This is a genomic window from Streptomyces sp. NPDC057302, assembly GCF_042667685.1.
Classification (GTDB): Bacteria; Actinomycetota; Actinomycetes; order Streptomycetales; family Streptomycetaceae; genus Streptomyces.
Genome location: NZ_JBHUZJ010000035.1, coordinates 30271 through 56510, shown reverse-complemented (window position 1 = coordinate 56510; position 26240 = coordinate 30271). Strand labels below are relative to the sequence as shown.

At 70.1% G+C, this 26240-nt stretch carries 23 protein-coding genes; 12 read left to right on the top strand and 11 right to left on the bottom strand.

Annotated elements, in window-relative coordinates:
* Window position 1 precedes the first annotated feature (1 nt).
* The 4 genes from ACFUPX_RS23900 to mce all read right to left on the bottom strand — a co-directional run bounded on the left by ACFUPX_RS23900 (window position 2) and on the right by mce (window position 6788).
* Window positions 2-1000, bottom strand: a complete 999-nt coding sequence (locus ACFUPX_RS23900; RefSeq protein ID WP_383326067.1) for an ABC transporter ATP-binding protein — start codon at window positions 998-1000, stop codon at window positions 2-4.
* A 75-nt stretch (window positions 1001-1075) separates the two neighbouring features.
* Window positions 1076-2011, bottom strand: coding sequence for a cellulose-binding protein (locus ACFUPX_RS23895; protein ID WP_249587715.1), 936 nt, complete (start codon window positions 2009-2011; stop codon window positions 1076-1078).
* A 182-nt stretch (window positions 2012-2193) separates the two neighbouring features.
* Window positions 2194-6078 carry a polarized growth protein Scy gene (gene scy, locus ACFUPX_RS23890; protein WP_383326062.1) on the bottom strand — a complete coding sequence of 1295 codons (3885 nt, stop codon included), beginning with the start codon at window positions 6076-6078 and terminating at the stop codon, window positions 2194-2196.
* 269 nt (window positions 6079-6347) lie between these two features.
* Window positions 6348-6788 (bottom strand): methylmalonyl-CoA epimerase, encoded by a 441-nt coding sequence (gene mce, locus ACFUPX_RS23885; protein WP_249587713.1) that lies wholly within the window; start codon window positions 6786-6788, stop codon window positions 6348-6350.
* A 136-nt stretch (window positions 6789-6924) separates the two neighbouring features.
* Here mce and ACFUPX_RS23880 point away from each other — a divergent pair, with 136 nt between their 5' ends.
* Both ACFUPX_RS23880 and meaB read left to right on the top strand, forming a co-directional pair.
* Complete coding sequence (locus tag ACFUPX_RS23880; protein ID WP_383326058.1) at window positions 6925-8127, top strand: acetyl-CoA C-acetyltransferase; 1203 nt, start codon at window positions 6925-6927, stop codon at window positions 8125-8127.
* 60 nt (window positions 8128-8187) lie between these two features.
* On the top strand, window positions 8188-9144 hold the full coding sequence (gene meaB / locus ACFUPX_RS23875) for a methylmalonyl Co-A mutase-associated GTPase MeaB (protein WP_383326055.1): 957 nt from the start codon (window positions 8188-8190) through the stop codon (window positions 9142-9144).
* 115 nt (window positions 9145-9259) lie between these two features.
* Here meaB and ACFUPX_RS23870 read toward each other — a convergent pair whose 3' ends face one another.
* The gene (locus ACFUPX_RS23870) at window positions 9260-9952 is read right to left on the bottom strand and encodes a PepSY domain-containing protein (RefSeq protein WP_383326052.1); all 693 of its coding nucleotides are present in this window, start codon (window positions 9950-9952) and stop codon (window positions 9260-9262) included.
* A 145-nt stretch (window positions 9953-10097) separates the two neighbouring features.
* On the opposite strand from ACFUPX_RS23870, the gene ACFUPX_RS23865 reads away from it, so the two are divergent.
* The gene (locus tag ACFUPX_RS23865) at window positions 10098-10766 is read left to right on the top strand and encodes a response regulator transcription factor (RefSeq protein WP_383326049.1); all 669 of its coding nucleotides are present in this window, start codon (window positions 10098-10100) and stop codon (window positions 10764-10766) included.
* Window positions 10763-12199, top strand: a complete 1437-nt coding sequence (locus tag ACFUPX_RS23860) for a sensor histidine kinase (protein ID WP_383326046.1) — start codon at window positions 10763-10765, stop codon at window positions 12197-12199. The genes ACFUPX_RS23865 and ACFUPX_RS23860 overlap by 4 nt, the downstream gene beginning before the upstream one ends.
* Before the next feature lie 3 nt (window positions 12200-12202).
* Here the strand turns inward: ACFUPX_RS23860 and ACFUPX_RS23855 are convergent, their stop codons facing one another.
* The 4 genes from ACFUPX_RS23855 to ACFUPX_RS23840 form a co-directional block, all read right to left on the bottom strand.
* Complete coding sequence (locus ACFUPX_RS23855) at window positions 12203-12679, bottom strand: MarR family winged helix-turn-helix transcriptional regulator (protein ID WP_190081904.1); 477 nt, start codon at window positions 12677-12679, stop codon at window positions 12203-12205.
* A gap of 120 nt (window positions 12680-12799) precedes the next feature.
* Complete coding sequence (locus ACFUPX_RS23850) at window positions 12800-13597, bottom strand: AIM24 family protein (RefSeq protein WP_383326157.1); 798 nt, start codon at window positions 13595-13597, stop codon at window positions 12800-12802.
* An 8-nt stretch (window positions 13598-13605) separates the two neighbouring features.
* Window positions 13606-14256, bottom strand: a complete 651-nt coding sequence (locus ACFUPX_RS23845; protein WP_383326041.1) for an AIM24 family protein — start codon at window positions 14254-14256, stop codon at window positions 13606-13608.
* A gap of 1 nt (window position 14257) precedes the next feature.
* Window positions 14258-14896, bottom strand: coding sequence for an AIM24 family protein (locus ACFUPX_RS23840; protein ID WP_361049931.1), 639 nt, complete (start codon window positions 14894-14896; stop codon window positions 14258-14260).
* Window positions 14897-15080: 184 nt separating this feature from the next.
* Between ACFUPX_RS23840 and ACFUPX_RS23835 the strand changes: the two genes are divergently transcribed.
* The 4 genes from ACFUPX_RS23835 (at window position 15081) to ACFUPX_RS23820 (ending at window position 19907) form a co-directional block, all read left to right on the top strand.
* Complete coding sequence (locus tag ACFUPX_RS23835; protein ID WP_383326037.1) at window positions 15081-15425, top strand: DUF3817 domain-containing protein; 345 nt, start codon at window positions 15081-15083, stop codon at window positions 15423-15425.
* On the top strand, window positions 15422-15715 hold the full coding sequence (locus ACFUPX_RS23830; protein ID WP_383326034.1) for an MTH1187 family thiamine-binding protein: 294 nt from the start codon (window positions 15422-15424) through the stop codon (window positions 15713-15715). Before ACFUPX_RS23835 ends, ACFUPX_RS23830 begins: the two co-directional genes overlap by 4 nt.
* Before the next feature lie 373 nt (window positions 15716-16088).
* Window positions 16089-17945 (top strand): glycosyltransferase family 2 protein, encoded by a 1857-nt coding sequence (locus ACFUPX_RS23825; RefSeq protein ID WP_383326031.1) that lies wholly within the window; start codon window positions 16089-16091, stop codon window positions 17943-17945.
* Between the two features lie 3 nt (window positions 17946-17948).
* A complete protein-coding gene (locus ACFUPX_RS23820) occupies window positions 17949-19907 on the top strand; it encodes a galactose oxidase-like domain-containing protein (RefSeq protein ID WP_383326028.1) in 1959 nt (652 codons plus the stop codon).
* 6 nt (window positions 19908-19913) lie between these two features.
* On the opposite strand, the gene ACFUPX_RS23815 is transcribed toward ACFUPX_RS23820, so the two are convergent.
* Together ACFUPX_RS23815 and ACFUPX_RS23810 are read right to left on the bottom strand one after the other, a co-directional pair.
* Window positions 19914-20945, bottom strand: coding sequence for a glycoside hydrolase family 6 protein (locus ACFUPX_RS23815; protein WP_383326026.1), 1032 nt, complete (start codon window positions 20943-20945; stop codon window positions 19914-19916).
* Between the two features lie 82 nt (window positions 20946-21027).
* Window positions 21028-22077, bottom strand: coding sequence for a DUF5937 family protein (locus tag ACFUPX_RS23810; RefSeq protein WP_383326024.1), 1050 nt, complete (start codon window positions 22075-22077; stop codon window positions 21028-21030).
* A 72-nt stretch (window positions 22078-22149) separates the two neighbouring features.
* Here ACFUPX_RS23810 and ACFUPX_RS23805 point away from each other — a divergent pair, with 72 nt between their 5' ends.
* The 4 genes from ACFUPX_RS23805 to ACFUPX_RS23790 all read left to right on the top strand — a co-directional run bounded on the left by ACFUPX_RS23805 (window position 22150) and on the right by ACFUPX_RS23790 (window position 26205).
* A complete protein-coding gene (locus ACFUPX_RS23805) occupies window positions 22150-23490 on the top strand; it encodes an MFS transporter (protein ID WP_383326021.1) in 1341 nt (446 codons plus the stop codon).
* A 10-nt stretch (window positions 23491-23500) separates the two neighbouring features.
* Window positions 23501-24010 (top strand): MarR family winged helix-turn-helix transcriptional regulator, encoded by a 510-nt coding sequence (locus ACFUPX_RS23800; protein WP_383326018.1) that lies wholly within the window; start codon window positions 23501-23503, stop codon window positions 24008-24010.
* An 88-nt stretch (window positions 24011-24098) separates the two neighbouring features.
* Window positions 24099-24431, top strand: coding sequence for a DUF3817 domain-containing protein (locus ACFUPX_RS23795; protein WP_383326015.1), 333 nt, complete (start codon window positions 24099-24101; stop codon window positions 24429-24431).
* Between the two features lie 73 nt (window positions 24432-24504).
* On the top strand, window positions 24505-26205 hold the full coding sequence (locus tag ACFUPX_RS23790; protein WP_383326012.1) for a methylmalonyl-CoA mutase: 1701 nt from the start codon (window positions 24505-24507) through the stop codon (window positions 26203-26205).
* Window positions 26206-26240: the final 35 nt, after the last annotated feature.

Here is a 26240-nt window from a genome sequence, read left to right as displayed (position 1 = left end):
CTCAGGACCCCTTCTTCTGCTGCCAGCTCCCGCCCCAGCCCGCGGACTGCCCGGGGGGAGGCGGGGCGGCGCCGGGGGCCGCCTGGTCGGTGTGGTCGGCATGCGCGTGATACTCCACCGACTCGGCGGTGAGCTGCATGAACGCCTCTTCGAGCGAGGCCCGCTGGGGGCTCAGTTCATGGAGTACGAGCTGATGGCGGGCGGCGAGTTCGCCGAGGTCCTCCGCGCTGGTGCCGTCGACCTCCAGGGTGCCGCTGCCGGCCTCCACGGCGGTGACGCCCTCCTGGTGCAGCACGTCGAGGAGACGCTCGCGCTGCGGGGAACGCAGACGCACGTAGCTGCGTGAGTTCTGCTGGATGAAGTCCGCCATGGAGGTGTCGGCCAGGAGCCGCCCCTGCCCGATGACCACGAGGTGGTCGGCGGTCAGCGCCATCTCACTCATCAGGTGGGAGGAGACGAAGACCGTACGGCCCTGCGAGGCGAGCGACTTCATCAGGTTGCGGATCCAGTGGATGCCCTCGGGGTCAAGGCCGTTGACCGGCTCGTCGAACATCAGGATCTCGGGGTCGCCGAGCAGCGCCCCCGCGATGCCGAGCCGCTGGCCCATGCCGAGCGAGAAGCCCTTGGCCTTCTTCTTGGCGACCTGCGTCAGGCCGACGGTGTCCAGGACCTCGTGGACGCGGGCGCGCGAGATGCCGTTGCTCTGCGCGAGGCAGAGGAGATGGTTGAAGGCGCTGCGCCCGCCGTGCATGGCCTTGGCGTCGAGCAGGGCGCCGATGTACTTCAGCGGATCCTTCAGCTGGGCATACCGCTTGCCGTCGATCCGCGCGGCGCCCGCCGTGGGGTTGTCGAGCCCGAGCATCATCCGCATCGTCGTGGACTTGCCCGCGCCGTTCGGCCCGAGGAACCCGGTGACGATGCCCGGATGGACGGTGAAGGTGAGGTCGTTGACGGCCATCTTCTCGCCGTACCGCTTGGTCAGCCCCTCGAGCTCGATCATGCGGCCACGCTAAAACGGGACAGAGCCCCCTGCCACTTGGGCAGAGGGCTCTCGCGAGTGTCCCGGGCTACGTGCTCAGCGGGTCTGCTGCGCGGGCACCCCGCGGCTGACCGGCTCGTCCTCCGCGGGAGAACCCGCGGCGGCGACAGCCGCACCCGTAAGGGTGGCCAGCATCTCGCGCACGTTGGTGAGCTGGGCGTTGATCGAGTCGCGACGGTTGGTGAGCGCCGCGAGCTCGCGCTCGGACTCGCTCCGGATCCGGTCCGCCTTGGCGTTCGCGTCGGCGACGATGTCCTCGGCCTGACGCTGAGCGGTCTCCACCGTCTGACGGGCGCGACGCTCGGCGTCCGTGCGGAGCTTCTCGGCCTCCAGGCGGAGCTGCTCGGCACGGTGCTCGATCTCCGCGAGACGCTTCTCGGCCTTGGCCTGACGCGAAGCCAGGTCGCGCTCCGACTGCTCGCGGCGCTTGGCGAGGTTCGTCTCGAAGTCGGCCGCGGCCTGGGCGGCCTTGGCGCGGGTCTCCTCGAAGAGCGCGTCGGCCTCCTCACGCTTCTGCTGCGCGTCCTTCTGCGCCTCGCTGCGCAGCGTGCCCGCCTCGCCCTTGGCCTTCTCGACGATCCGGACGCCCTCGTCCTCCGCCTTGGCCTTGCGCTCGGCGGCGAACGACTCGGCGTCGTTGCGCACCTGCTGGGCCGCCGACTCGGCGAGCTCGCGGTGCTGCTCGGCTGCGCGACGGGCCTCCTCGCGCAGGTCCTTCGCCTCCTCCTCGGCGAGGCGGAGGATCTTCTCGACACGCGCGCCGAGGCCCGCGTACGACGGTTCGGCGTCGGCTACCTGCGCCTGCGCGTTCTGCGTCTCGAGGTGCAGCTCCTCAATGCGCTTTTCCAGAGCAGTGATACGAGCAAGAGCGCTGTCACGGTCGGAGACGAGCTTGGAGATACGTTCGTCCACCTGAGCGCGGTCGTACCCACGCCGCACAAGCTCGAAGCCGTAGGGGGAAGTGTCGCTCATGGGGTTCCTGTCGAATGAGACCGGTGAGGTGATAGGGGGAATCCTAGGGGTCCAAGCGGCGTGTCATCGAGCAGATGCCCGTTTGATCTGGAGAATGACACCCCTTTTGAGTGGCTAACCGCCAGAGCACTTGCCAGCGACAGTGCCGAAGGTCCTTACAAAGCACGCGAGATGTTCTTTGGCTAGCCCTCAGACGGCTTGCCACCCGATCGAGTTGACCCCGCCGCGGCGCCAGCCTTGACGCCACCGTCCTTCGCGCCGGCGATCGGTGGAGCCTCAAAAGATTCCAACGCCTCCAGCACGTCCTGGACACGGGAAATCTCGGCGTTGATGTCCTCACGGCGCCTGACGAGGACCTCGAGCTCGCGTTTGCCCTCGTCAACCGTACGCTCTGCTTCCGCCTGCGCCTCGGCCTTCACACGTTCTGCATCCCGCACCAGCTCGGCGACCTTCGTCTCGGCCTCCTTGAGCAGCGCCTCGGCCCGCTTCACGGCGGAGATCCGCACCTTGCCGGCCTCGGAACTCGCGTCCGACACCATCTCCTTGGCCGCCGCCTCGGCCTCGGCACGCTGCTCCTCCGCGGCCTTCACCAGCGCGTCACAGCGCTCGCCCGCGGTCTTCATCGCCTCGGCGGACTCGCGGCGCGCACGCTCGTGCAGCTCCTCGATCTCGGCGGTGAGACGGTCACGCTGCTCCTCGGAGCGCTCCCTTATGGCCGTGGCGTCCCTGCGGGCGCCGACGAGCAGCTCGTCCGCGTCCGTACGGGCCTTCTCCACCAGGGAGTTGCCCTCGACCGTCGCCTCGGAGACGAGGCGGTCGGCCTCCGTGCGGGCGGCGCCGACCATCGTGTCGGCCTGTGCCTCCGCGTCCGTGGTGGCCTTGAGGGCCTTCTCCTGGGCGTCTTTCGTCAGCTTGTCGGCCTCGGCCGCCGTCTCCGAGATGAGCGTGTCGACCTGCTCGGCAGCCTCGGAGCGGCGCTTGTTCGCCGCCTGGCGCGCCTCGTCCTGGGTCCGCTCGGCCTCTTCCCGCGCCTGCGAGGTGAGCCGCTCGGCCTCGGCCGCCGCCTCCGCCTTGACGCGCTCGGCGTCGCTGCGGATGCGCTCGGCGTGCTGCTGGGCGGAGCCGACCGTCTCGGCGGCGTCCGCGCGAAGCCGCTCGGCGTCGCCCGTCGCGTCCGAGATGAGCTTCTCGGCCTTGGCCACCGACTCCGCGCGCACCCGCTCGGCTTCTGCGGTCGTCTCGGTCTGCAGCCGGTCGGCCTCCGCGAGCGTCTCGGTCTGCAGCCGCTCCGCCTCGCTGCGGGCCTCGCCGATCAACTGGTCGGCCTGGCTCGCCGCGTCGCTGCGGATGCGGTTGGCGTCCTCACGGGCGTCGGCGCGCGTACGGGACGCGTCCTGCTCGGCCGACGCGATCGCGTCCGAGGCTTCCGTGCGCGAGCGCTGGGCGTAGTCGGAAGCGTCCGAGCGCAGCCGCTCGGCCTCCGCGATCGCCTCCGAAACGGTCCGCTCGGCAAGCGACTTGGCGGCCTCGGACTCCTCGTTGGCCTCGCGCCGGGTGCGGCCCGCGTCCTCGGTGGCACGCTCCCGCTCGGAGTACGCGTCGGCGCGGACGCGGTCCGCCTCCTCCTGCGCCTCGGTCCTCGTGCGCTCCGCCGCGTGCTCGGCGGCGCTGCGCAGGCCCGTGATCTCCTCCTGCGCCGACTCCTGCATGCCCGCCACGGAATCCCGTACGGACTGTGCGGTCTGCTCGGCGCTGGAGACCATCTCGGTCGACCTGCGGTCGGCTTCCTCGACGAGGCGGGCGGCTTCCACCTGGGCCTCGTCGACACGCTTGCGGGCGGACGCGAGGAGCTCCTCGCTCTGCTCACGGGCCCGCTCGCGCTCCTGGTCGGCCTCGCCGCGCGCGGAGCTGAGGGTCTCCTCGGCCTCCCGGCGGCGCCTGGCGGCCTCCTCCTGGGCGGCGGACAGGGCCTCGGCGGCCTCCGTGCCCACGCGCTCGGCGGCGGCTGCGGCCTCCGAGCGGAGACGGTCGGCCGACTCCTGGGCCTCGGTCTTGAGCCGCTCGGCCTCGGCGGCGGCGTCCGAACGCAGCCGCACGGCGATGTTCTCGCCCTCGGCGCGCGCCTGGGACGCGTCGGCGGCGGCCTCGGTGCGCAGCCGCTCGGCCTCGGTTTCGGCCTGCGACTGAAGGGTGCGGATGCGCTCGGCGGACTCCGCGCGCAGGCGGTCCGTCTCGTCCGAAGCCTCCTTGCGGATGCGCTCGGCCTCGGCGCGGGCGTCGGTCAGCGCCTGCTCGGCGGAGGCCAGGCGCTCCTCGGCCTCCGTGTGCAGACGCGTCAGCTCGTCGGCGGCCTCGGCCTGACGTGCCGCTATGGCCCGCTCGGTCTCCTCGTGCAGGGCCCGCGCGGCGTCCTGCGCCTCCGACTTCGTGGTCTCGGCCTGCTCGGCGGCCTCCTCGCGGTGCCGCTCGGCCTCCGCGCGGGTGCGCTCCAGGGTCTCCTCGGCCTGCTTGCGCAGGGTCGTGGCGCGCTCGATGGCCTCGGTGCGGACCCGGTCGCTCTCGGCGGTCGCCGCCGTCTTCAGCTCGTCGCCGTCGGCCTTCGCCTTGGCGAGGAGCTCCTCGGCGGACTTGGCCGCCTCCTCGATCTGCTGGACGGCCTCGCGCCGGGCCTCGCCGCGGATCCGCTCGCCCTCGGCGACCGCGTCGGCCCGCAGCTGCTCGGCCTCGCCGCGCAGCCGGCGCGCCTCCTCCTGCAGCTCGACGGTCTTGGCGCGGTACTCCTTGGTGTCGTCCTTCGCCGTGCCCTTGAGCTGCTCGGCGATGTCGTGCGCCTCGGCGCGCAGCCGGTCCGCCTCGGACTCGGCCTCCGTGCGGATCCGCTCGGCCTCCTCGGTGGCGGCCTTCGTCGTCTCCTTGGCGTCCTTGGACGCCTTGTCCAGTACGTCCTCGGCGGTGCGCGCGGCCTTGGCGAGCTGGCCCGCGGTCTCCTCGGCGGTGATCGTGCGGGCCTTCTCGCCGGCGTCCTTGACCAGCTGCTCGGCCTCGGCACGGGCGTCGGTGACCAGTTGCTCGGCCTCCGCCTTGGTGGCCTCGGCCTCCTTCGTGGCCTCGCCGACCAGGCGGGCGACCTGCTCCTTGGCGGTGCGCGTGCGCTGTTCGTTGGCGCCCTCGGCCGCCGAGAGCTGCTTGGACGCGGTGTCCTTGGCCTCGGCGAGGACCTTGTCCGCCTCCGCGCGCGCCTCGCGCAGAGCCGTCTCGGCCTCCGCCATGCGCTGCTCGGCGGCCCGGCTCGCCTCGGTGGCCTGGCGGCGCGACTGCTCGGACTCGGTCGCCGTGGTGGAACGCAGTTGCTCCGCGTGGTCGGTGGCTTCCTGCGCCTGCGTGGAAGCGGCGTTCAGGAGGCGCTCGGCGTCCGAGCGGGCCCGGCGCAGGGTGGCCTCGGCCTCGGCGCGGGCGGACTCGGCGTCGCTCGCCAGGCGCTGGCGGGCCTCTTCGGCCACGCGCTCGGCCTCGGCGCGGGCGGCGGCCAGGGCCTGGTCGGCCTCGGCACGCGACTCGTCGAGCAGGCGGCGCGCCTGCTGCTCGGTGCGCGCCCGCAGCTGCTCGGCCCACGCCACGTTCTCGTTGACGTGCGACTCGACGGTCTGGCGGCGCTCGGAGAGCTCGTGGTCGAGCTGCTGACGGCGTGACACCGCCTCGGAGTGCAGCTCGGACTGGAGCCTGGCCTGCTGCTCGGCGTGCTCCTGGAGGATGCGCTGGGTCTGCGCACGGGCGTCGCGCAGCTCCCGCTCGGCGTCCTGGCGCAGCTGATCGGCCTGGATCTGGGCATTACGGAGCAACTGCTCGGCCTGATAGCCGATGTCCGCGCCGTCATAGGCAGGGCGGGACGCGAGGTTGCGGCGCGCCTCGTGAAGCTTGGCGCGCAACACCTCGACCTGGTAGCCCAGGTCTTCGGCGTGCTGAACAGCCTTCTCTCGCTCGGTCTTCAGCCGGTCCATCTCGGCCTCGAACCGCGAAAGATGGTCCGTCTCAGCCCGCGAGCTCTCTTGGCGTTCGTAGCCCCGCACTGCGCGGTCCCATCCTTCCCCCAGCTCTCAACTTCGTTCGAGCAGGGGAGACCCCACTCCGGTCGCAAGTCTCTGCGTACGAGCCCTGTCCATCCGCCGAACGGGGCTCACGGGGAATGGTGTCAGATCAACAGCGGAGCATGGGCGGCTGCCCTGACGCTCGTCCCCCGAAACCCGGACCCCGGCAAGCGGCCGCCCAGCGTACGGTCGGCCGACCGCCCACACTTCGGGCGGCCGACCCCAACCCTACCGGCCCAAGTATGCGGAGGTCAGTGCTCCGGTGACTCCTGAGCTGCCGAGGTGACGAGTTCGGTCAGTACGCCGTGGCAGTCCTTGGGGTGCAGGAAGGTGATGCGGGATCCCATGGAACCGATCCGGGGCTCCTGGTAGAGGACGCGTACGCCCTTGTCCTTGATGGCGGCGGCGTCGCCGTCCACGTCCGCCGTGCCGAAGGCGATGTGGTGCACGCCCTCGCCGTTCTTCGCCAGCCACTTGCCCACGGCGGAGTCGTCGCGAGTGGGTTCGAGGAGCTGCAGGTAGGAGGCCCCGCCGTCACTCGTCTCATTGATCTTGAGCATGGCCTCGCGCACGCCCTGCTCCTCGTTGACTTCGGTGTGGAACACCGTGAAGCCGTATGTCTCCCGGTAGAACTCGACGGTCTTGTCGAGGTCGAAACAGGCGATCCCGATGTGATCGATTCGCGTCAGCATGTTTTAAGTGCAGCCCTTCCGGCGCTGATTACGCAACGTGCGCGCGATCACACCGAAGGCCCGATGACGCACGGCGTACCGCTCAGTACATTCAAGTAAACCCTCATTAACTTCTCCTCCCAAGGGGCCGTGGCACATGTCTGGAACGACCGGTACCACCTCAGTGATCGTCGCGGGCGCGCGAACGCCCATGGGCCGCCTGCTCGGCTCCCTGAAGTCCTTCTCCGGCGCCGACCTGGGCGGCTTCGCGATCAAGGCCGCGCTCGACCGGGCCGGCATCGGCGGCGACCAGGTGCAGTACGTGATCATGGGGCAGGTGCTCCAGGCCGGGACAGGGCAGATCCCGGCGCGCCAGGCCGCCGTCAAGGCGGGCATCCCCATGAACGTCCCCGCACTCACCGTCAACAAGGTGTGCCTCTCCGGGCTCGACGCGATCGCGCTCGCCGACCAGCTGATCCGCGCGGGCGAGTTCGACGTCGTCGTCGCCGGCGGCCAGGAGTCGATGACGAACGCACCGCACCTCCTGCCCAAGTCCCGCGAGGGCTACAAGTACGGCGCCATCGAGATGCTCGACGCCATGGCGCACGACGGCCTGACCGACCCCTTCGAGAACATCGCCATGGGCGAGTCCACGGAGAAGCACAACACCCGCCTGGGCATCGCACGCCCCGAGCAGGACGAGATCGCCGCCGCCTCCCACCAGCGCGCGGCGGCCGCCCAGAAGAACGGCATCTTCGAGGCCGAGATCACCCCGGTCGAGATCCCGCAGCGCAAGGGCGACCCGGTCCTCTTCTCCAAGGACGAGGGCATCCGCGCCGAGACGACCGCCGAGTCGCTGGGCAAGCTGCGCCCCGCCTTCACCAAGGACGGCACGATCACGGCGGGCACCGCCTCGCAGATCTCCGACGGCGCCGCGGCGGTCGTGGTGATGTCGAAGGCCAAGGCCGAGGAGCTCGGCCTGGACTGGATCGCGGAGATCGGGGCGCACGGCAACGTGGCGGGCCCGGACAACTCGCTCCAGTCGCAGCCGTCGAACGCGATCCAGCACGCCCTGAAGAAGGAGGGCCTGGGCGTCGCCGACCTCGACCTGATCGAGATCAACGAGGCCTTCGCCGCGGTCGCGGTGCAGTCAATGAAGGACCTCGGGGTGTCCTCGGAAAAGGTGAACGTCAACGGCGGAGCCATTGCGCTGGGTCACCCGATCGGGATGTCCGGCGCACGCGTCGTGCTGCACCTCGCCCTTGAGCTGAAGCGGCGCGGCGGCGGTGTGGGCGCGGCGGCGCTGTGCGGTGGTGGTGGCCAGGGCGACGCCCTGATCGTGAAGGTGGCCAAGGCCTGACGCGTTTCGCGCGCGTGCCTCTCCCCGCCTTCCTCACGTCTTGGAACGGAGCTGTCTGACATGCAGGACGTCCCCTCCCTGGTGGCACAGGCCCGCGAGGGCAGGCCACGGGCCGTGGCCCGGCTGATCTCACTGGTCGAGGGGGCGTCACCGCAGCTCCGCGAGGTCATGGCGGCGCTCGCCCCGCTGGCGGGTCATGCGTACGTGGTCGGTCTCACGGGATCTCCCGGTGTCGGCAAGTCGACTTCGACGTCGGCGCTCGTCTCCGCGTACCGCAGGGCGGGCAAGCGGGTCGGCGTCCTCGCCGTCGACCCCTCGTCGCCCTTCTCCGGGGGCGCGCTGCTCGGCGACCGGGTCCGGATGTCGGAGCACGCCTCCGACCCCGGGGTCTACATCCGCTCCATGGCGACGCGGGGCCACCTCGGCGGTCTCGCCTGGTCGGCGCCGCAGGCGATCCGGGTCCTGGACGCGGCGGGCTGCGACGTCGTCCTCGTCGAGACCGTGGGCGTGGGCCAGTCCGAGGTGGAGATCGCCTCCCAGGCGGACACCTCGGTGGTGCTCCTCGCCCCCGGGATGGGGGACGGGATCCAGGCGGCGAAGGCCGGAATCCTGGAGATCGGCGATGTGTACGTCGTCAACAAGGCGGACCGGGACGGCGCGGACGCGACCGCGCGCGAGCTGAACCACATGCTCGGGCTCGGGGAGTCCCGCGCCAAGGGGGACTGGCGCCCGCCCATCGTGAAGACGGTGGCCGCGCGGGGCGAGGGGATCGACGAGGTCGTCGAAGCCCTGGAGAAGCACCGGGCGTGGATGGAGGAGCGAGGGGTCCTGGCGGAGCGCCGGGCTGCGCGGGCGGCGCGGGAGGTCGAGACCATCGCGGTCACGGCCCTGCGCGAGCGCATCGCGGACCTGCACGGGGACGCGCGGCTTTCGGCACTCGCGGAGCGGATCGTCGCGGGGGAGCTGGATCCGTACTCGGCGGCGGACGAACTGATCGAGAGCTTGACGGCGGGCTGAGGGGTGGGCGGGAAGGATTCGCCGCGAAGCGGCGGTCCAGGAGGCCGTGGCCCAGACATGAGCCGGGCCCGCAGGGAGATCCCTGCGGGCCCGGCTCCCCGGGGGGACGGGGCTGTTAGTCGTCGGAGTCGTTGTCGTCCGAGTCGTCGTCCGAGTCGTTGTCGTCGGAGTCGTCGTGGCTGTCCGACTTGTCGGCCGTGACCTTGCCGGACTGCAGGTCGACCTTCCAGTCGGACTCCGCACCCTTGGCGTTGGACGTCTCCGCGTCCCAGGCGCCGGCCGTGCCGTCGTCGTCCAGGTCCACGGAGGTCACCGCGCCCTTGGCGGCGGCGGCGTTCGCCGCGTCCTGCGCCGAGGTGGACGCACCCTTCAGGGCCGCGGCCACACGGCTCGCGTCGCCGTCCTCGTCCTGCTCGGTGTGCGAGCCAAGGACCTTGCCGGTGCCCGGGTCGACCTGCACGCTGTGCCACGTGCCGCCCTTGCCGAGCACGTCGACGTCCCAGACCAGGCCGCCGTTGTCCTCGTCGTCCAGCTCCGCGGAGACCGCCGTACCGGACTTGTCGGCCAGCGCCGCCTTGATCGCGTCGGCCGCGGTCACCTTGGCGGCCTTCACCTCGGTGGTGTTCTCCTTGGCGTCGTCCCGGTCGTCGTCCCGGTCGTCGTTCCGGTCGTTGTCCTTCAGCTGAACGCTGGACTTCTTCGCGGCGGCCGACGACTCGTCGTCGCCGGTGGCGGCGAGCGCCGTCGCCGTGCCGCCCCCGACCAGGGCGATGGCTGCGACAGTGGCGATGACGATGTTGCGCTTCATAAGGGGTTCCTCCCGAGTCGTTGGCTGTGCGGCCGGTGGGCCGCTGCCGTTCGCTTTCGACACGGACCAATCTGGCTGAACGACCCTGAAGCCAGCCTGAAGCCACCTGAAGAACTCTTCAGCTTGGCTCTGTCACCCTGAGCGCATGCGCCTGTTGATCGTGGAAGACGAAAAGCGCCTCGCGTTGTCGCTGGCCAAGGGCCTGACGGCCGAGGGCTACGCCGTGGACGTCGTCCATGACGGCCTCGACGGACTGCACCGCGCGAGCGAGGGAACGTACGACCTGGTCATCCTCGACATCATGCTGCCCGGCATGAACGGCTACCGGGTCTGCTCGACCCTGCGCGCCGCCGGACACGACGTACCGATCCTGATGCTCACCGCGAAGGACGGCGAGTACGACGAGGCCGAGGGGCTCGACACGGGCGCCGACGACTACCTCACCAAGCCCTTCTCGTACGTGGTGCTCGTGGCCCGCGTGAAGGCGCTCCTGCGCCGCCGGGGCAACGGCGGTCCGTCCCCCGTCCACACCCTCGGCGACCTCAAGGTCGACACCGCCGCGCGCCGTGTCTTCCGCGGCGAGGACGAGGAAGTGACGCTCACGGCCAAGGAGTTCGCGGTCCTCGAGCAGCTCGTCCTGCGGGTGGGCGAGGTGGTCTCCAAGGGCGACATCCTGGAGCACGTCTGGGACTTCGCCTACGAGGGGGACCCGAACATCGTCGAGGTGTACATCAGTGCCCTGCGGCGCAAGCTCGGGGCGTCGCTGATCAAGACGGTGCGCGGCGCCGGATACCGCCTGGAGACCCCCCGATGAAGCGCTTCTTCAGCTCCGTAAGGGCGCGGGCGGCCACCGCGGCCACCCTCGTCGTCGCCGTCGCGCTGGTCGCCGCGGGCGCCGCGGTGCTGTTCTCGCTGCGCGCCAACCTGGCCGACCAGGCCAGCGGCCAGGCGGAGTCCGCCGCTCGCCAGGTGGCCTCGCAGCTCGCCTCGAACGTGCCGTACGACCAGCTGGATCTCGACGAGGAGGACCATCCGGTCCAGGTCTTCGACGGCGACGGACGGCTCGTCGCCGCCAGCGAGGACCTGGAGCGCATCAGCGGCACGAAGTCCGACGCGGTCAAGCCCCGGCCGGCGTCCTCCCCGCCCGCCAAGGGCGACGACGACGATGACGACGACGAGAGCGAGGGCGAAGCGCTCGAACCCGGGGAGATCTCCGAGGACCGGGCGCGCGTCACCACCGGCTCCGCCACCGTCGACGGCGAGAGCGCGGACTACCGCTTCGCCTCGGTCGAGGTGAACACCGAGAAGAAGGGCGATCTCACCGTCTACGCGGGCGCTACGCTCGCCGCCCAGCAGAGCGCGGTGTCCACGGCGCTGACGTCCATGCTCATCGGCTTCCCGCTGCTCCTGGCCGTCATCGCCGCGGTGACCTGGCTGGTGACGCGGCGCGCCCTGCGCCCGGTGGACGCGATCCGCTCCGAGATGGCGGCGATCACCGCGTCCGAGGACCTCGCGCGCCGGGTGCCCGAGCCGGACACGCACGACGAGATCGCCCGCCTGGCCACGACGACGAACGAGACGCTCGCCGCCCTGCAGACCTCGGTGGAACGCCAGCGCCGCTTCGTGGCCGACGCCTCGCACGAACTGCGCAGCCCCATCGCCTCCTTGCGTACGCAGCTCGAAGTGGGCGCTGCCCACCCGGAGTTGCTGGATGTGGACGGCGCGGTCGAGGACACCGTGCGGCTTCAGGAACTGGCCGCCGATCTGCTGCTCCTCGCTCGTCTGGACGCGGGGGAGAAGCCGGGCGGCGGGCACGTGGATCTGGCGGCCCTGGCCCGCGAGGAGCTCTCGCAGCGCACACGGGACCGGGCCGATGTCCGCACGGATCTGCGGAGCGTCGAAGTCACCGGATCGCGGAGCCAGTTGGCGCGCGTGCTCGGCAACCTCGTGAACAACGCGCAGCGCCACGCACGCTCGCACGTCACGGTCGCCGCCCGCGCCGAGGGCGCGTGGGCGGTCCTTGAGGTCTTTGACGACGGGGACGGCGTGCCGGAGGGCGAACGCGACCGGATCTTCGAGCGCTTCGTCCGCCTCGACGACGCCCGCACCAGGGATGACGGCGGGGCGGGTCTGGGCCTCGCCATCGCGCGCGATGTGGCCGCGCGCCACGGCGGGACCCTCACGGTCAAGGAGGCCCCCGGTGGGGGAGCGCTCTTCGAGCTCAGGATCCCGGCCGCTGTCCGGTGAGGGTCAGGGCTTTCCCCGCTGGGCGCGGAGGTGTTCCGCGATCGGGGTCAGGGCCTTGTGGAGTTCGCCGAGCGCCTCGGGTGAGATCAGGTCGACGAAGTGCCGGCGGACGGAGTCCACGTGGTGCGGGGCGACCCGCTGCATGGTCTCCATGCCCTCGTCCGTCAGTACGGTGTAGAGCCCGCGCCGGTCGGACTCGCAGTTCTCCCGGCGGACCAGGCCCGCGTTCTCCATACGGGTGATCTGATGGGACAGGCGGCTCTTGGACTGCAGGGTGGCGGCCGCGAGATCGCTCATACGCATCCGCTTCTCTTCGGATTCGGAGAGATGCACGAGGATGTCGTAGTCGTTCATGGTCAGGTTGAACGGCTGGAGGTCTTTCTCGAGCTGATATGTCAGCATCCTGTTGACCTCCACGTGGGTGCGCCAGGCGCACTGTTCCTCGTTGGTCAGCCACTGCGGGGCCGTATCGGTCTCCATGGAATCGATTCTACCTAAGAAGTTGAAAGGTGAACGAATGTCGGTGTGTGACACGCGCCTCTCACCCCCCAGGTGACAGAGGGGCACAGACGTTCGCCGTCACACTCCGCAGACTACCGCTCACAGGCCGAAGCGACGCTGGAGGTCCCCCAGTTGTCCGGGAAGGCGTGGTTGTCCCGGCTGCTGACCATGCTGACCGTGCTGGCCCGGTGTGCCCTGGCCCCCCGGAACGCCCGCCTGCTGCGGCACCGCGCCCATCGCCTGCTCGGCCATGAGCGCCTCCGAGGACTGCAGGAGCACCGTGCCCGCCCCCACGAACTCGAACTGGTGCTCCTCACCTGAGGTTCCCCCGATCCCGGTCAGCGCCCGTACGCCGCCGATGACTCCGGTGAGATATCCGTGGTCGTAGTGATGGCAGGGCGAAGGGCAGTCGGCCCAGCCCACCAGGGCCTGCGGATCGACCCGGATCGGCGGCTCCATGAACACCACCGGGCCGTTCGAAGCGGCCACGAACTTTCCCGTGCCGATCAGGGTCAGAAAGCCCGGGACGATGGATTGCTTCAGCGCGAGAGTTGGCTGAAAAGCGAGGAGGTTGCCCGAGCGAATGGTCAGGTTGCCGTCTTCGAGGTCGTAGGAATTCACGTCGAAGGCCCGGTCGGCGAGGAGCATCTTGCCCTGGCCGTCGGCCACGACCCAGTCGCTGGCGTGCAGGGGCGAATGGAAACTCGTGCGCACCAGGCGGTCCAGGCGGCCGTGCCCGATGCCGTTGAACTCGATCGACCCGTAATAGGCGATCATCTTTCCCTTCTGGAGGAACCACTGGCTCCCCTTGAGCTCCACGCAGAAGGTGTACGCGTTCACGCTGTCGTCGCTCGGCAGCGTCATCGGGTCGAGGGCCGCGGGCGCTCCCACGGGCATTGAGGGGTTCACAGCTTCTCCTCCGACGCCTGGACGTACACCGCACCGCTACCGGACAGCTCCAGCTGGAAGGCCTCGCCGGAGCCCCGCCCCACCATGTCGCGCCAGCCGAGCGCCGTGGAGAGTTTGTTGCGTACGTCGCCGTGGTGCGCCACGTAGGCCTGGGGGTCGACGTGGACCGGGCGCTGGGGGGTGATCGGCACCTCGATGACCCCGCCGTGCGCCATGACGGCTACCGCGCCCTGTCCCTTGAGGGTGGTCGTGAAGAGACCCTGCCCCGAGACCTGGCCGCGCACCATGCCCATGACGCCGCCCTGCGAGCCCATGAACATCGTGCCCTGCTGGAGCGTCCCGTCGAAGGCGAGCAGCCGGTCCGCCTCCACGTAGAGGGTGTCGCCGGAGAGGGTGATCACCTGGATGTGGTGGCCGCCGTGCCCGAAGAGGACCGTGCCGCTGCCTTCGACGGTCATCAGGGGTGTCGCCTCGTTGGCGACCCGGCGCCCGATCATGGAGGCCAGGCCGCCCTGGCCGCCCTGGACGTTGGGCGTGAACGCCACGTCCCCCTTGTACGCCAGCATGGCGCCGCGCTGGCTGAAGAGGCGCTGGCCCGGCAGGACGGTCGCCTCGATCATCTTCGAGTTGATCTCTCGGAAGGGCATGTCAGACGTCCCCCGCGATCGTGGTCCGCTCACTGGGCTGGACATAGACGAGGCCCTCGCCCTCGAAGCGGATCTGGAAGGCCTCGCCGCCGCCCTCGCCGAGCAACGTACGGAAAGTGACGCCCGACTGGAGGTTCTGGCGGAGGTCGCCCTGGTGCGCGACGTACGCCCCCGGGTCCACCGTCAGGGGGTACTGCCGGCTGACCCGCAGCACCACCGCCGGGCCGTCCGACATGATCGCCGCCTGGCCGGAGCCCTCGACGGTCGTGGTGAAAAGGCCGTTTCCCTGGGAGGCGCCGCGCACTCCGGTGAAGTGGGTGCCGGTGCGCAGGCCCGCGTCCGTGCACAGAAGGTTTCCCGCCTCGACGAAGAGCTTCTCGCCGCGCAGCTCCACGAGGTTGATCTCCGTGGCGCGGTCCGCGAACCAGCACGTGCCGTGCCCCTTCACCTCCATCACCGTCATCTGCTCACCGGTGAGACGGCGGGTCACCATGCCCCGTACGCCCTCGCCGCCCCCGGTCATCTTTTTGAAGGCCATCTGGCCGTCGTACGCGACCATCGAGCCGTTCTTCGCCTTGACGGCGTCGCCGGACATGTCCACGGCGAGCACCCTGCTGCCTTGCAGTCGGAACGTTGCCACGTATCGACGGTAGCCGTCGGATATGGGGTCGGAACAGGGCAACGGCCCCTGAGCGATCCCCGAGAACACCCCGATGTCACAATGGGGGTCGCTTGTGCGCGCATTCACAAGATCGGTAGACCGATAGATCGATGCCGTCGAGCGGACCCGCCCCCTCGCTCCCGCCTCACACCGAAGGTGATCCGTGGACATCAAGACCGCTTCCGCACTCCGCCGCCTCCGTCTGGTCTCGGCCCCCGAGGCCGTCTCCTTCCTGCTCCTGATCATCTGCTCGGTGCTCAAGCGGACCACGGAGTTCAACGCCGTGCCGGTGATGGGCATGGTCCACGGCCTGCTCTTCGTCCTGTACGTGCTGTTCTGGCTCGACGCCTGGAACCGTACGAAGTGGAACCTGAAGACGGCCGCTCTCTACTTCGTCCTCTCCGTCCTGCCGACCGGTGGTTTCTTCGCCGAGCGGAAGCTGAAGCGTGAGGCCGAGGCCGCGGTGATCGCGTCGCGTGCCCGTCGCGAAGGGGTTGTCAGCGCATGATCGTCGCCTTCTCCGTGACGCCGCTGGGGGTCGGCGAGGAAGTGGGGGAGTACGTCGCCGACGCGGTCCGTGTCGTCCGTGAATCCGGTCTGCCCAACCGGACCGACGCGATGTTCACCTCCGTCGAGGGTGAGTGGGACGAGGTGATGGACGTCGTCAAGCGTGCCGTCGCGGCGGTCGAGGCGCGGGCGCCGCGGGTCTCTGTGGTCATGAAGGCGGACATCCGTCCCGGGGTGCGGGACGGACTGACGTCCAAGGTCGAGACGGTGGAGCGCCACCTGTCCCGGTAGCCGTTCCCCTGAGCAGCGAAGCCCCCGTCGACGGTCCGTCAGCGGGGGCTTTCCCCTGGCCGGGGCGCCTCCTCCGGCCACCTGATTGCCCCGCAATCACCCCTGACGGAACAGACTTTCCCGCCCACTCATCCGATTGCCCCGGGGTGCCATGAGTGGGGTGGGTGGCCAGTGCGTGCGGTAGTGGGGGTGGGCGGGGAGCCGCCCCCACAGACGAAGCACCCCCGCAACCCCAGCCAAACCGTCAACCCTAAAACCGCTCGCACGGACGCGTCCGGTTCGACACGCCGAAGAAACTCCCCTTTTGTGTGGGTATCGGCTTGTTCGCACCTGAACCTGCCATTGCCAGATCACCCAAGACCTGGAGGGCTCTGTGCGGCCGGAGGGCTACGACTACGACACCCACAGCACACTCGCCGGACCGCTCACGGAGCCGGATGACGGCGAAGGCAGCGGCAGCGGCGGTAGCGGCGACAGCGGCAGTGGTCGCTATCGGGTGCAGTACCGAGCGCTGCTCTCTCGTGAGCCCCACCGAATACGTGCCGTCATCCTCATGACGCTCGCGCCCGTCCTCACCGGACTGCTCCTCGTCTATCTCGTCTGGCCCACCCACTGGACGCAGCGCGAGGGCGCCGACCGCTGGCTCATCGGTCTCGACGTCACGATGCTCGTGGCGATCGGCCTCATCGAGCTCTTCATGCTCGTCAACGTCATCTCGATCGCCCACGCGACGATGGTGGCGAGGGACCCGATCCCGGTCACCCCCGAGCCCGGCACCCGCGTCGCGTTCCTCACGACGTACGTCCCGGGCAAGGAGCCCCTCAGCATGGTCCGCGCCACCCTCGAAGGGGCCAAGCGGATACACCACACGGGCCCCCTCGACGTCTGGCTCCTGGACGAAGGCGACTGCGAGGACGCCAAGGCGCTCTGCACGGAGCTCGGCGTACTCCACTTCACCCGCAACGGCGTCCCCGAGTGGAACCGCAAGAAGGGTGTCCACAAGGCCCGCACCAAGCACGGCAACTACAACGCCTGGCTCGCGATGCACGGCGGGGACTACGACTTCTTCGCCTCCGTGGACACCGACCACGTCCCGCTCCCCAACTTCCTCGAGCGGATGATGGGGTACTTCAGGGACGAGGACGTCGCGTTCGTCGTCGGGCCGCAGGTCTACGGGAACTACGACTCTCCCGTCACCAAGGCCGCCGAGTCCCAGCAGTTCCTCTTCCACGCCCTGATCCAGCGGGCGGGCAACCGCTACCGCGCGCCCATGTTCGTCGGCACCAACAACGTCGTACGCATCCAGGCGCTCCGTCAGGTCGGCGGCCTGTACGACTCCATCACCGAGGACATGGCGACCGGCTTCGAGCTGCACCGCCACAAGAACCCCGCCACCAAGCGCCACTGGCGGTCGGTCTACACCCCGGACGTGCTCGCCGTGGGAGAGGGTCCGGCCTCCTGGACGGACTTCTTCACGCAGCAGATGCGCTGGTCGCGAGGGACGTACGAGACGCTGTTCAAGCAGTATTGGAAGGCACCGTTCACGATGCCGCCAGGACGGCTCTTCTCGTACACGATGATGCTCGTCTACTACCCCATGACGGCCGTCAACTGGCTGCTCGGTGTGCTGAGTTGCGTGCTCTTCCTGTGGTTCGGCGCGTCCGGGACCCAAGTCGCCGCCTCCGTCTGGCTGATGCTCTACAGCGACGCGGCGGCGCTCCAGGTCGGGCTCTACCTCTGGAACCGCCGCCACAACGTCTCCCCGCACGAACCGGCGGGCTCCGGAGGCCTCGCGGGCATGGCGATGTCCGCGCTCTCCGCGCCCATCTACGCCAAGTCGCTCGGCGCGGCCGTCCTGCGCCGCCCGAGCCGCTTCGTGGTCACGCCCAAGGGCGGCGACGCCAGCCCGGACCGGGTGATGACCTTCCGGATCCATCTCTTCTGGGCGGCGGTCCTGGCCAGCTCGCTGGTCGCCTCGTTCGTGCTCGGCCACACCCACGTGGCGATGCGCACCTGGGCCGTACTGGCCATGGTCATCTCGCTCGCGCCGATCGCGATCTGGAGCTTCTCGCTGGTCAAGGAGCGCAGGGAACGCAGGGCGCACGGCGCGGCCCGCCGACAGGCGCGGCAGCGTGGCAGGCAGGACGCGGAAGGCCTGGGTGTTCCGGGCGGCGCGGACGGCGAGCCGGAGCCGGCGTTCGCCACCGGTACGACGACAGGAGGGAACTGACCCATGGCTTACCGCCCGTCCCAGCGGACGAAGAAGACACTCCTCGGAGTCGGGGCGGGCGCGCTGCTCGTCGGACTCAACGCACCGGCGGCGCTCTCCTTCGCCGAGGAGAGGTACTACGAGTACAAGATCGCGCAGCCCGGCTACAAGGCGAAGTACGGCTCCTGGAAGCAGATCGGCATCCCCGAGGAGTACCGCACCAACGCCATCCACGCCGCGCTCCTGCACACCGGCAAGGTGCTGATCGTCGCGGGCTCCGGAAACGAGCAGAAGAAGTTCGACAAGGGGTCGTTCGACACCATCCTGTGGGACCCCAAGACGGACACCTTCAAGAAGGTCGCCACGCCGGAGGACTTCTTCTGCTCGGGCCACGCCCAACTCCCCGACGGACGCCTCCTGGTGGCGGGCGGCACGGCGCGCTACGAACTCCTCGACGGCGAGATCAACCGGGCCGGCGGCGGCATGCGCGTCAAGAACGAGAGCCCCGACAAGCCCCTGCTTCTCAAGAAGGGCACACGTTTCCGCTCGCCGTCGGGCATCGAGTACGTGAGCAAGTTCGACGTCAGGGTCCCCAAGGCCAAGCGGGACTACAAGATCACGTACTCCAAGTCCGGGGTGATGCAGCCCTGGAAGACGACGGTCAAGGCGAGCGAGACGCGCGTCTTCGTCGAAGCCGCCCAGGAGGGCGGCGAGTTCGTCACGGAGAAGTCCGCGCAGTACGAGATCGAGGGCCTCACCGGCAAGGCGGCGGACAACGCCTACGGGATCGCCGAGAAGATCACCATGGACAAGCAGGACTTCCAGGGGATCAAGGCGGCGTACGAGTTCGACCCGAAGGCCGAGAAGTACGTCCCCGTGGAGCCGATGGAGAAGGCCCGCTGGTATCCCACGCTCGTCGGACTCGACGACGGCAAGGTGCTCGCGGTCTCCGGCCTGGACGACGTGGGCATGATCGACCCGGGCGACAACGAGATCTACGACCCGAAGACGAAGAAGTGGACCGACGGCCCCAAGCGCTACTTCCCGACCTACCCCGCGCTCTTCCTCACCAAGGGCGGCAAGCTCTTCTACCCGGCGTCGAACGCGGGCTACGGGCCTGCCGACAAGGGCCGTGACCCGGGGCTCTGGGACCTGAAGACCAACAAGTTCGAGAAGATCCCCGGCCTCGTCGACCTCGACCAGACCGAGACGTCCGCCTCCCTCCTGCTGCCCCCGGCGCAGGACCAGAAGGTGATGATCATGGGTGGCGGAGGCGTCGGCGAGTCCGACAAGGCGACCCGCCGCACGGCCGTGGTGGACCTCAAGGAGGGCAGCCCCGCCTTCAAGACCGGGCCCGAACTCCCGCAGGGCACCCGCTACTTGAACAGCGTGATCCTGCCGGACGACTCCGTGTTCACGTCCAACGGCTCCAAGGACTACCGGGGACGCGGCGGCAGCAACATCCTCAAGGCGCAGTTCTACGACCCCAAGACGAACAGCTTCCGTGCGGCCGCGTCCCCCAAGGTGGGCCGCAACTACCACTCGGAGGCGCTGCTCCTGCCCGACGGGCGGGTCGTCACCTTCGGCTCGGACCCGCTCTACGACGACCACCGCAACACCAAGCTCGGCCACTTCGAGCAGCGCATGGAGGTCTTCACACCGCCGACGCTGCACAAGGCGGGCAACGACCGCCCGGTCCTGGGCGAGGGCCCGGAGCAACTGGCGGCGGACGGCCGCGCGACGTTCCGCACCAAGGACCCCGGGAAGATCGCGTCGGCCCGTCTGATGCGCCCCAGCGCGGTGACGCACACGACGGACGTCGAGCAGCGGTCGATCGCGCTCGAACTCACCAAGGGCAAGGGCGAGGTGACGGTGGACGTGCCCAAGGGCGACACCGCGCTGGTGCCGCCGGGCTGGTACATGCTGTTCGTGACGGACCAGGACGGCACGTCGTCAGAGGCGAAGTGGATCCACGTGAAGTGAAGCGGCTCAGGTGGCCTTGGCGTTGCGCGCGAGACCGAGCGCGTAGTCGGGCCACCACTGGCCCGCCGCCGGGCCGCCCCGGCACGGTCCGTCCGAGTCGCCGGGCCGCTTGATCCACAGGACGGCGTCGAGCAGCGCGTCACCGGTCTTGTCCGTGGGCGGGGTGCCCAGGCCCCGGCCCGGCGGATTGCACCAGGCGTCCGCGCGGTCACCGGCCAGTGGGCCCTTGCCGTTGCGGCTGGTGTCCATCACGAAGTGCTTGCCGCCGACGATTCCCGAGAGGCTGCGGCCGTACGCCTTGATGGTCGCGTCGCTCTGGAAGTTCGACACGTTCAGGGAGAATCCGTCGGCCTGGGCGATCCCGGCCTGCTGGAGCGGTTCGGCGAGCTTGCCCGCCTCGTTGATCCAGCCCGGATTGCCCGCGTCCAGATAGACCTTCACCTCGGGCTGGCGCTTGAGCCGCTGGATCGCTTCGGAGAGCAGTTGGTAGCGGTCCGCGTGGTACTCGGCGGGGGTGCAGCCGTCCACGATGTGCGGGACCGCGTCCGGCTCCAGGACGACGACGGCCGGCCGCTCGCCGATGGCGCCCGCGAACTTGTCGATCCACTGCCGGTAGAAGTCCGAGCTGTGCGCGCCGCCCGCCGAGTGCTGGCCGCAGTCGCGGTGCGGGATGTTGTACGCGACGAGCACGGCGGTGCGATCGCCCTGTGCGGCGCCGTCGACGGCCGCCCTGATGTCCGGCCCCGGGTCGTCGCCCGCGGGCCACACGGCCATCGGCTGCTCGGAGATCCGCTTCAGCGCGTCGGCGTCCTGGGTGCGGCCCTCCTGCTGCCACTGCCTGACCTGCCGGGCGGCGGCGCTCTGCGGGTCGACCCAGAAGGCGCTCCGGGCCGCCTTCTTCGCGGGGTCGGTGGCGGGCCCTGCCTCGGTGGCGGCCTTCTCCTTGCCCTTCGTGCCGGAGTCGGACGAGCACCCTGTCGTGAGCCCGAGGGCCGTGAGAGCCGTGAGCGCGGTGATGGTGCGGAGCAGGCGGTGCATCCAGCCCCCTTGGGCGACGGTGAGCGGCAATCGTTACATAACGCCACAATCGCCCATGGTTACGACACCGCCCCGGGCTCCGTCAGATGTCGCCACCGCTGCGGTCATCCCTGCCGTCACCGCTGCCGTCACCCCTGCCGTCACCCGTGGCGCCCCCACCGTTCGCCAGCGCGATGCCGAGCGGCGTGCGCTCGTAGAGCACCTGGTGCCCGTACCGCCGCGAGACCAGGAGGCCGGCCCCGCGCAGGGCGCCGAGGTGTGCGGAGACGGACGAGGGCGCGAGCCCCAGGCGGTGCGCGAGGGCCGAGGTGGTGGCCGGGTCGGTGAGCGCGGACAGGACGCTGGCCCTGCCGCGCCCCAGGAGCCGTACGAGCGCGTCGGAGGTACGTTCGCCCGGCTCGGCCCAGAGGCCGCCGATGCCCCGCGCGGGATAGACCAGGGTCGGCTGCCAGGGCGGTTCGTGGCCGCCCACCACGTCGGGCCAGGCGAAGACGCTGGGCATCAGGACGAGGCCCTGGCCCGCCAGCTGCCGTACGTGGTCGCCGCGCCGGGCGACGGTCAGCGTCTCGGCGTCCCAGGTGAACCTCGGGTCGAGTTCGGCGACCAGCGCGCCGAGGCCGACCTCCGCGAGCCGCCGCGAGTGGAAGGCGACGTCCGCCTCCAGGAGCGTGCGGAGCCGGGGCCAGTCCGGCTCGACGAGGGTGTGCCAGGCGGCCTCCATGGCGTCGGCGAGGTACCGCACCGCGCGCGCCGGATCGGCCAGCAGCGCGCGCCCCTGGGGGGATTCGGCGGCTCCGGAGGTGCAGGCGAGCGCTCGTGTCAGCTCGTCCCGCGCGGCCTCGGGGTCGGCGGCGCGCACGGCCGCGATCTCCTCCTCGAAGGTGGCGGCGGGGCCGATGGGGGGAGGGCCGATGAAGTCCGGGCTGTACCCGTGCTGCGGCATCAGCAGCCACAGCGCCCGCAGTTCGAGTCCGGCACTGGCCTCGCGGATCCGCCGGAGCCACTGCGGGTGGTAACCGTGCCGGTCGGGCCGCTTGAGGGTGCGTACGGCTTCCTGCGTCTCCCACAGCGGCGAGACGGCGAACCGGCACCGCAAGAGATCGTCGGGCCCGAAATGCAACCGGTCCGGCACGGCTCACCCCCCCTGATTCGCCTGGAACCGAAACTCTAGGGCGACCGGCACGCGCGCGTGCAGGGTGCGGGCATGCCCGAAGAGAACCCCGCTGCCCCGGACTCCGCTGCCCCCAGCCCGAGCACCCCCGACCCCACCGGCTACCTCCGCCTCTTCAAGATCCGTGAATTCCGTGCCGTCTTCCTCGCCCACGCCTTCTCGCTGCTCGGCGTCGTCGTCAGCGAGGTCGCGCTCACCGTGCTCGTGTACGGGCTCACCGGCTCTCCGCTGCTCAGCGCGCTCACCTTCGCGCTGGGCATGCTGCCCTACCTCGTGGGCGGGACCCTGCTGTCCGGGATCGCCGACCGGTATCCGCCGCGGCGGGTGCTCGTGGTGTGCGACGTGGTGTGCGGCGGATGCGCCGCCCTCATGGCCCTGCCCGCCACACCCGTCTTCGGGCTGCTCGCGCTGCGGTGCGCCATCGCCGTTGTCTCGCCCGTCTTCAACGGGACGCGGATGGCGACCCTCACCGACATCCTCGGGGACGGCGACCTCTTCGTCCTCGGGCGTTCCCTGCTCCGGATCGTCTCGCAGAGCTCCGTGCTCGTCGGCTTCGGGCTCGGCGGCGTCCTGCTCACCGTCGTCCCGCCGCGCGGGGCGCTCCTCATCACCGTGGGTACGTTCGCCGCGTCCGCGCTGATCCTGCGGTGCGGCACGCAGCGCAGGCCCGCGCGCGGGGGCGCCGGTTCCGCACTGGTGAAGTACTCCCTCAGCGGCGTCGGGCAGGTGCTCGGCGACCGGCGGATCAGGGCGCTGCTGCTGCTCCTGTGGGCGCCGCCGATGTTCATGGTCGCCCCGGAGGCGCTCGCCGCTCCCTACGCCGACCAGATCGGCGTCGGCGTCGCGGGCGTCGGGCTCCTGATGTGCGCGCTGCCGGTCGGCACGATCGCCGCGGAGCTGTACGCGGGCTCCGCGCTCTCCGCGACCACCCGGGCCCGCATCGCCCTGCCGCTCGCCTCCTTCACGCTCCTGCCGCTCGTCGTGTACGCCCTCACGCCGGGCCTGCTGTGGGCGATGCTCGCCCTGGCGCTGGCCGGCGCCGGATCCGCGTACACGCTGGGCGTCGACCGCTGGTTCGTCGACGCCGTGCCCCAGGAGCTGCGCGGGCGGGCCATGACCGTCCACACGGCGGGGCTCATGACGATCCAGGGAGTCGGGATGGCGCTCGCCGGGCTCGCGGCGGAGTTCTTCGCGGTGAGCACCGTCGTCACGGCGGCCGGCGTGCTCGGCACGCTCTGCTGCCTCGCGCTGGCCGCCGAGGTCCGTGCCACCCGCCGAGGACCACACCGTACGACCGGCGTAGATCGCGCCAACCTACGGGAACAGGCGACCGAATCGCGAGACGGGGCTGACCACCATATGACCGGCGGGTAAGGTCTTTGGCGTGCCGAAGCCGCTCAGCCTTCCCTTCGATCCCATCGCCCGCGCCGACGAACTCTGGAAGCAGCGCTGGGGATCCGTACCGGCCATGGGCGCGATCACCTCGATCATGCGGGCGCACCAGATCCTGCTCGCCGAGGTCGACGCCGTCGTCAAGCCGTACGGACTGACCTTCGCGCGGTACGAGGCGCTGGTCCTCCTCACGTTCTCGCAGGCGGGCGAGTTGCCGATGTCCAAGATCGGCGAGCGTCTGATGGTGCACCCCACCTCCGTGACCAACACCGTCGACCGCCTCGTCAGGTCGGGCCTGGTCGACAAGCGCCCCAATCCGAACGACGGGCGCGGCACCCTCGCCTCCATCACGGAGAAGGGCCGCGAGGTCGTCGAGGAGGCCACCCGCGAGCTGATGGCGATGGACTTCGGGCTCGGGGTGTACGACGCCGAGGAGTGCGCGGAGATCTTCGCGATGCTGCGGCCGCTGCGGGTGGCCGCCGAGGACTTCGAAGAGCGGTAGAGCGGCGCGAGAGGGTCGTAGAACCCCGCGCTCCGGTCGGGCCGGGGCCGCCGAAGATCGCGCAAAACGGGCCGATACGCTCGTAGGCATGAAGCGAAGCGTGCTGACCCGTTACCGGGTGATGGCCTATGTCACCGCCGTCATGTTGCTCGTGCTGTGCACCTGCATGATTTTCAAGTACGGCTTCGAGAAGGGCGAGGGCCTGACGCTGGTCGTCTCCCAGGTCCACGGCGTCCTCTACATCATCTACCTGATCTTCGCCTTCGACCTGGGCTCCAAGGCGAAGTGGCCGTTCGGCAAGCTCCTGTGGGTGCTGATCTCCGGCACCATCCCGACGGCCGCTTTCTTCGTCGAGCGCAAGGTCGTGCGCGAGGTCGAGCCGCTGATCGTGGACGGCTCCCCGGCCACGGCCAAGGCGTAACCACACCGCCACGGACAGGTCCGTGGCGGTGAGCCATCGACATTTACTAGGACGTCCTAGTAAATTCAAAGGTATGGACGCTGACGCCATCGAGGAGGGCCGCCGTCGCTGGCAGGCCCGGTACGACACCGCGAAGAAGCGCGACGCGGATTTCACCACGCTCTCCGGCGACCCGGTCGAGCCCGTCTACGGGCCGCGGCCCGGGGACGCCTATGAGGGATTCGAGCGGATCGGATGGCCCGGCGAATACCCCTTCACCCGCGGACTGCACCCCACCGGCTACCGCGGCCGGACCTGGACCATCCGCCAGTTCGCGGGCTTCGGCAACGCCGAGCAGACGAACGAGCGCTACAAGATGATCCTGGCCGCGGGCGGCGGCGGACTCTCCGTCGCCTTCGACATGCCGACCCTGATGGGCCGGGACTCGGACGAGCCCCAGTCCCTGGGCGAGGTCGGGCACTGCGGGGTCGCCATCGACTCGGCCGCCGACATGGAGGTCCTCTTCCAGGACATCCCGCTCGGTGACGTCACGACGTCGATGACCATCTCCGGACCCGCCGTCCCCGTCTTCTGCATGTATCTGGTCGCCGCCGAGCGGCAGGGCATCGACCCGGCCGTCCTGAACGGCACGCTCCAGACGGACATCTTCAAGGAGTACATCGCGCAGAAGGAGTGGCTCTTCCAGCCCGAGCCGCACCTGCGCCTCATCGGCGACCTGATGGAGCACTGCGCGCGCGACATCCCCGCGTACAAGCCCCTCTCCGTCTCCGGCTACCACATCCGCGAGGCCGGGGCGACGGCCGCGCAGGAGCTCGCGTACACCCTCGCCGACGGTTTCGGGTACGTCGAGCTGGGCCTGAGCCGCGGCATGGACGTGGACGTCTTCGCGCCCGGACTCAGCTTCTTCTTCGACGCGCACCTGGACTTCTTCGAGGAGATCGCCAAGTTCCGCGCCGCGCGCCGGATCTGGGCCCGCTGGATGCGCGACGTGTACGACGCGAAGACCGACAAGGCCCAGTGGCTGCGCTTCCACACGCAGACCGCGGGTGTCTCGCTGACGGCGCAGCAGCCCTACAACAACGTCGTACGCACCGCTGTCGAGGCGCTCTCCGCGGTCCTCGGCGGCACGAACTCCCTGCACACGAACGCCCTCGACGAGACCCTCGCGCTGCCCAGCGAGCAGGCCGCCGAGATCGCGCTGCGTACGCAGCAGGTGCTCATGGAGGAGACGGGCGTCGCCAACGTGGCGGACCCGCTGGGCGGTTCCTGGTACGTCGAGCAGCTCACCGACCGCATCGAGGCCGACGCCGAGAAGATCTTCGAGCAGATCAAGGAGCGGGGGCGCAGGGCGCACCCGGACGGGCAGCACCCGATCGGCCCGATCACCTCCGGGATCCTCAGGGGGATCGAGGACGGCTGGTTCACCGGTGAGATCGCCGAGTCGGCGTTCCAGTACCAGCAGTCCCTGGAGAAGGGCGACAAGCGGGTCGTGGGCGTCAATGTCGCCCATGGTTCCGTCACCGGTGACCTGGAGATCCTGCGGGTCTCCCACGAGGTGGAGCGGGAGCAGGTAAAGGTCCTCGGTGCGCGTCGCTCGGCGCGGGACGATGCGAAGGTCCGTGCCTCGCTGGATGCCATGCTGGCGGCTGCGCGGGACGGGTCGAACATGATCGTCCCCATGCTGGAGGCGGTTCGCGCGGAGGCGACGCTGGGGGAGATCTGTAACGCCCTGCGGGACGAGTGGGGGATCTACACGGAGCCCCCGGGGTTCTAGTTCGGGTTCTTCTGGTGCGTGGGGATCTGCGGGTC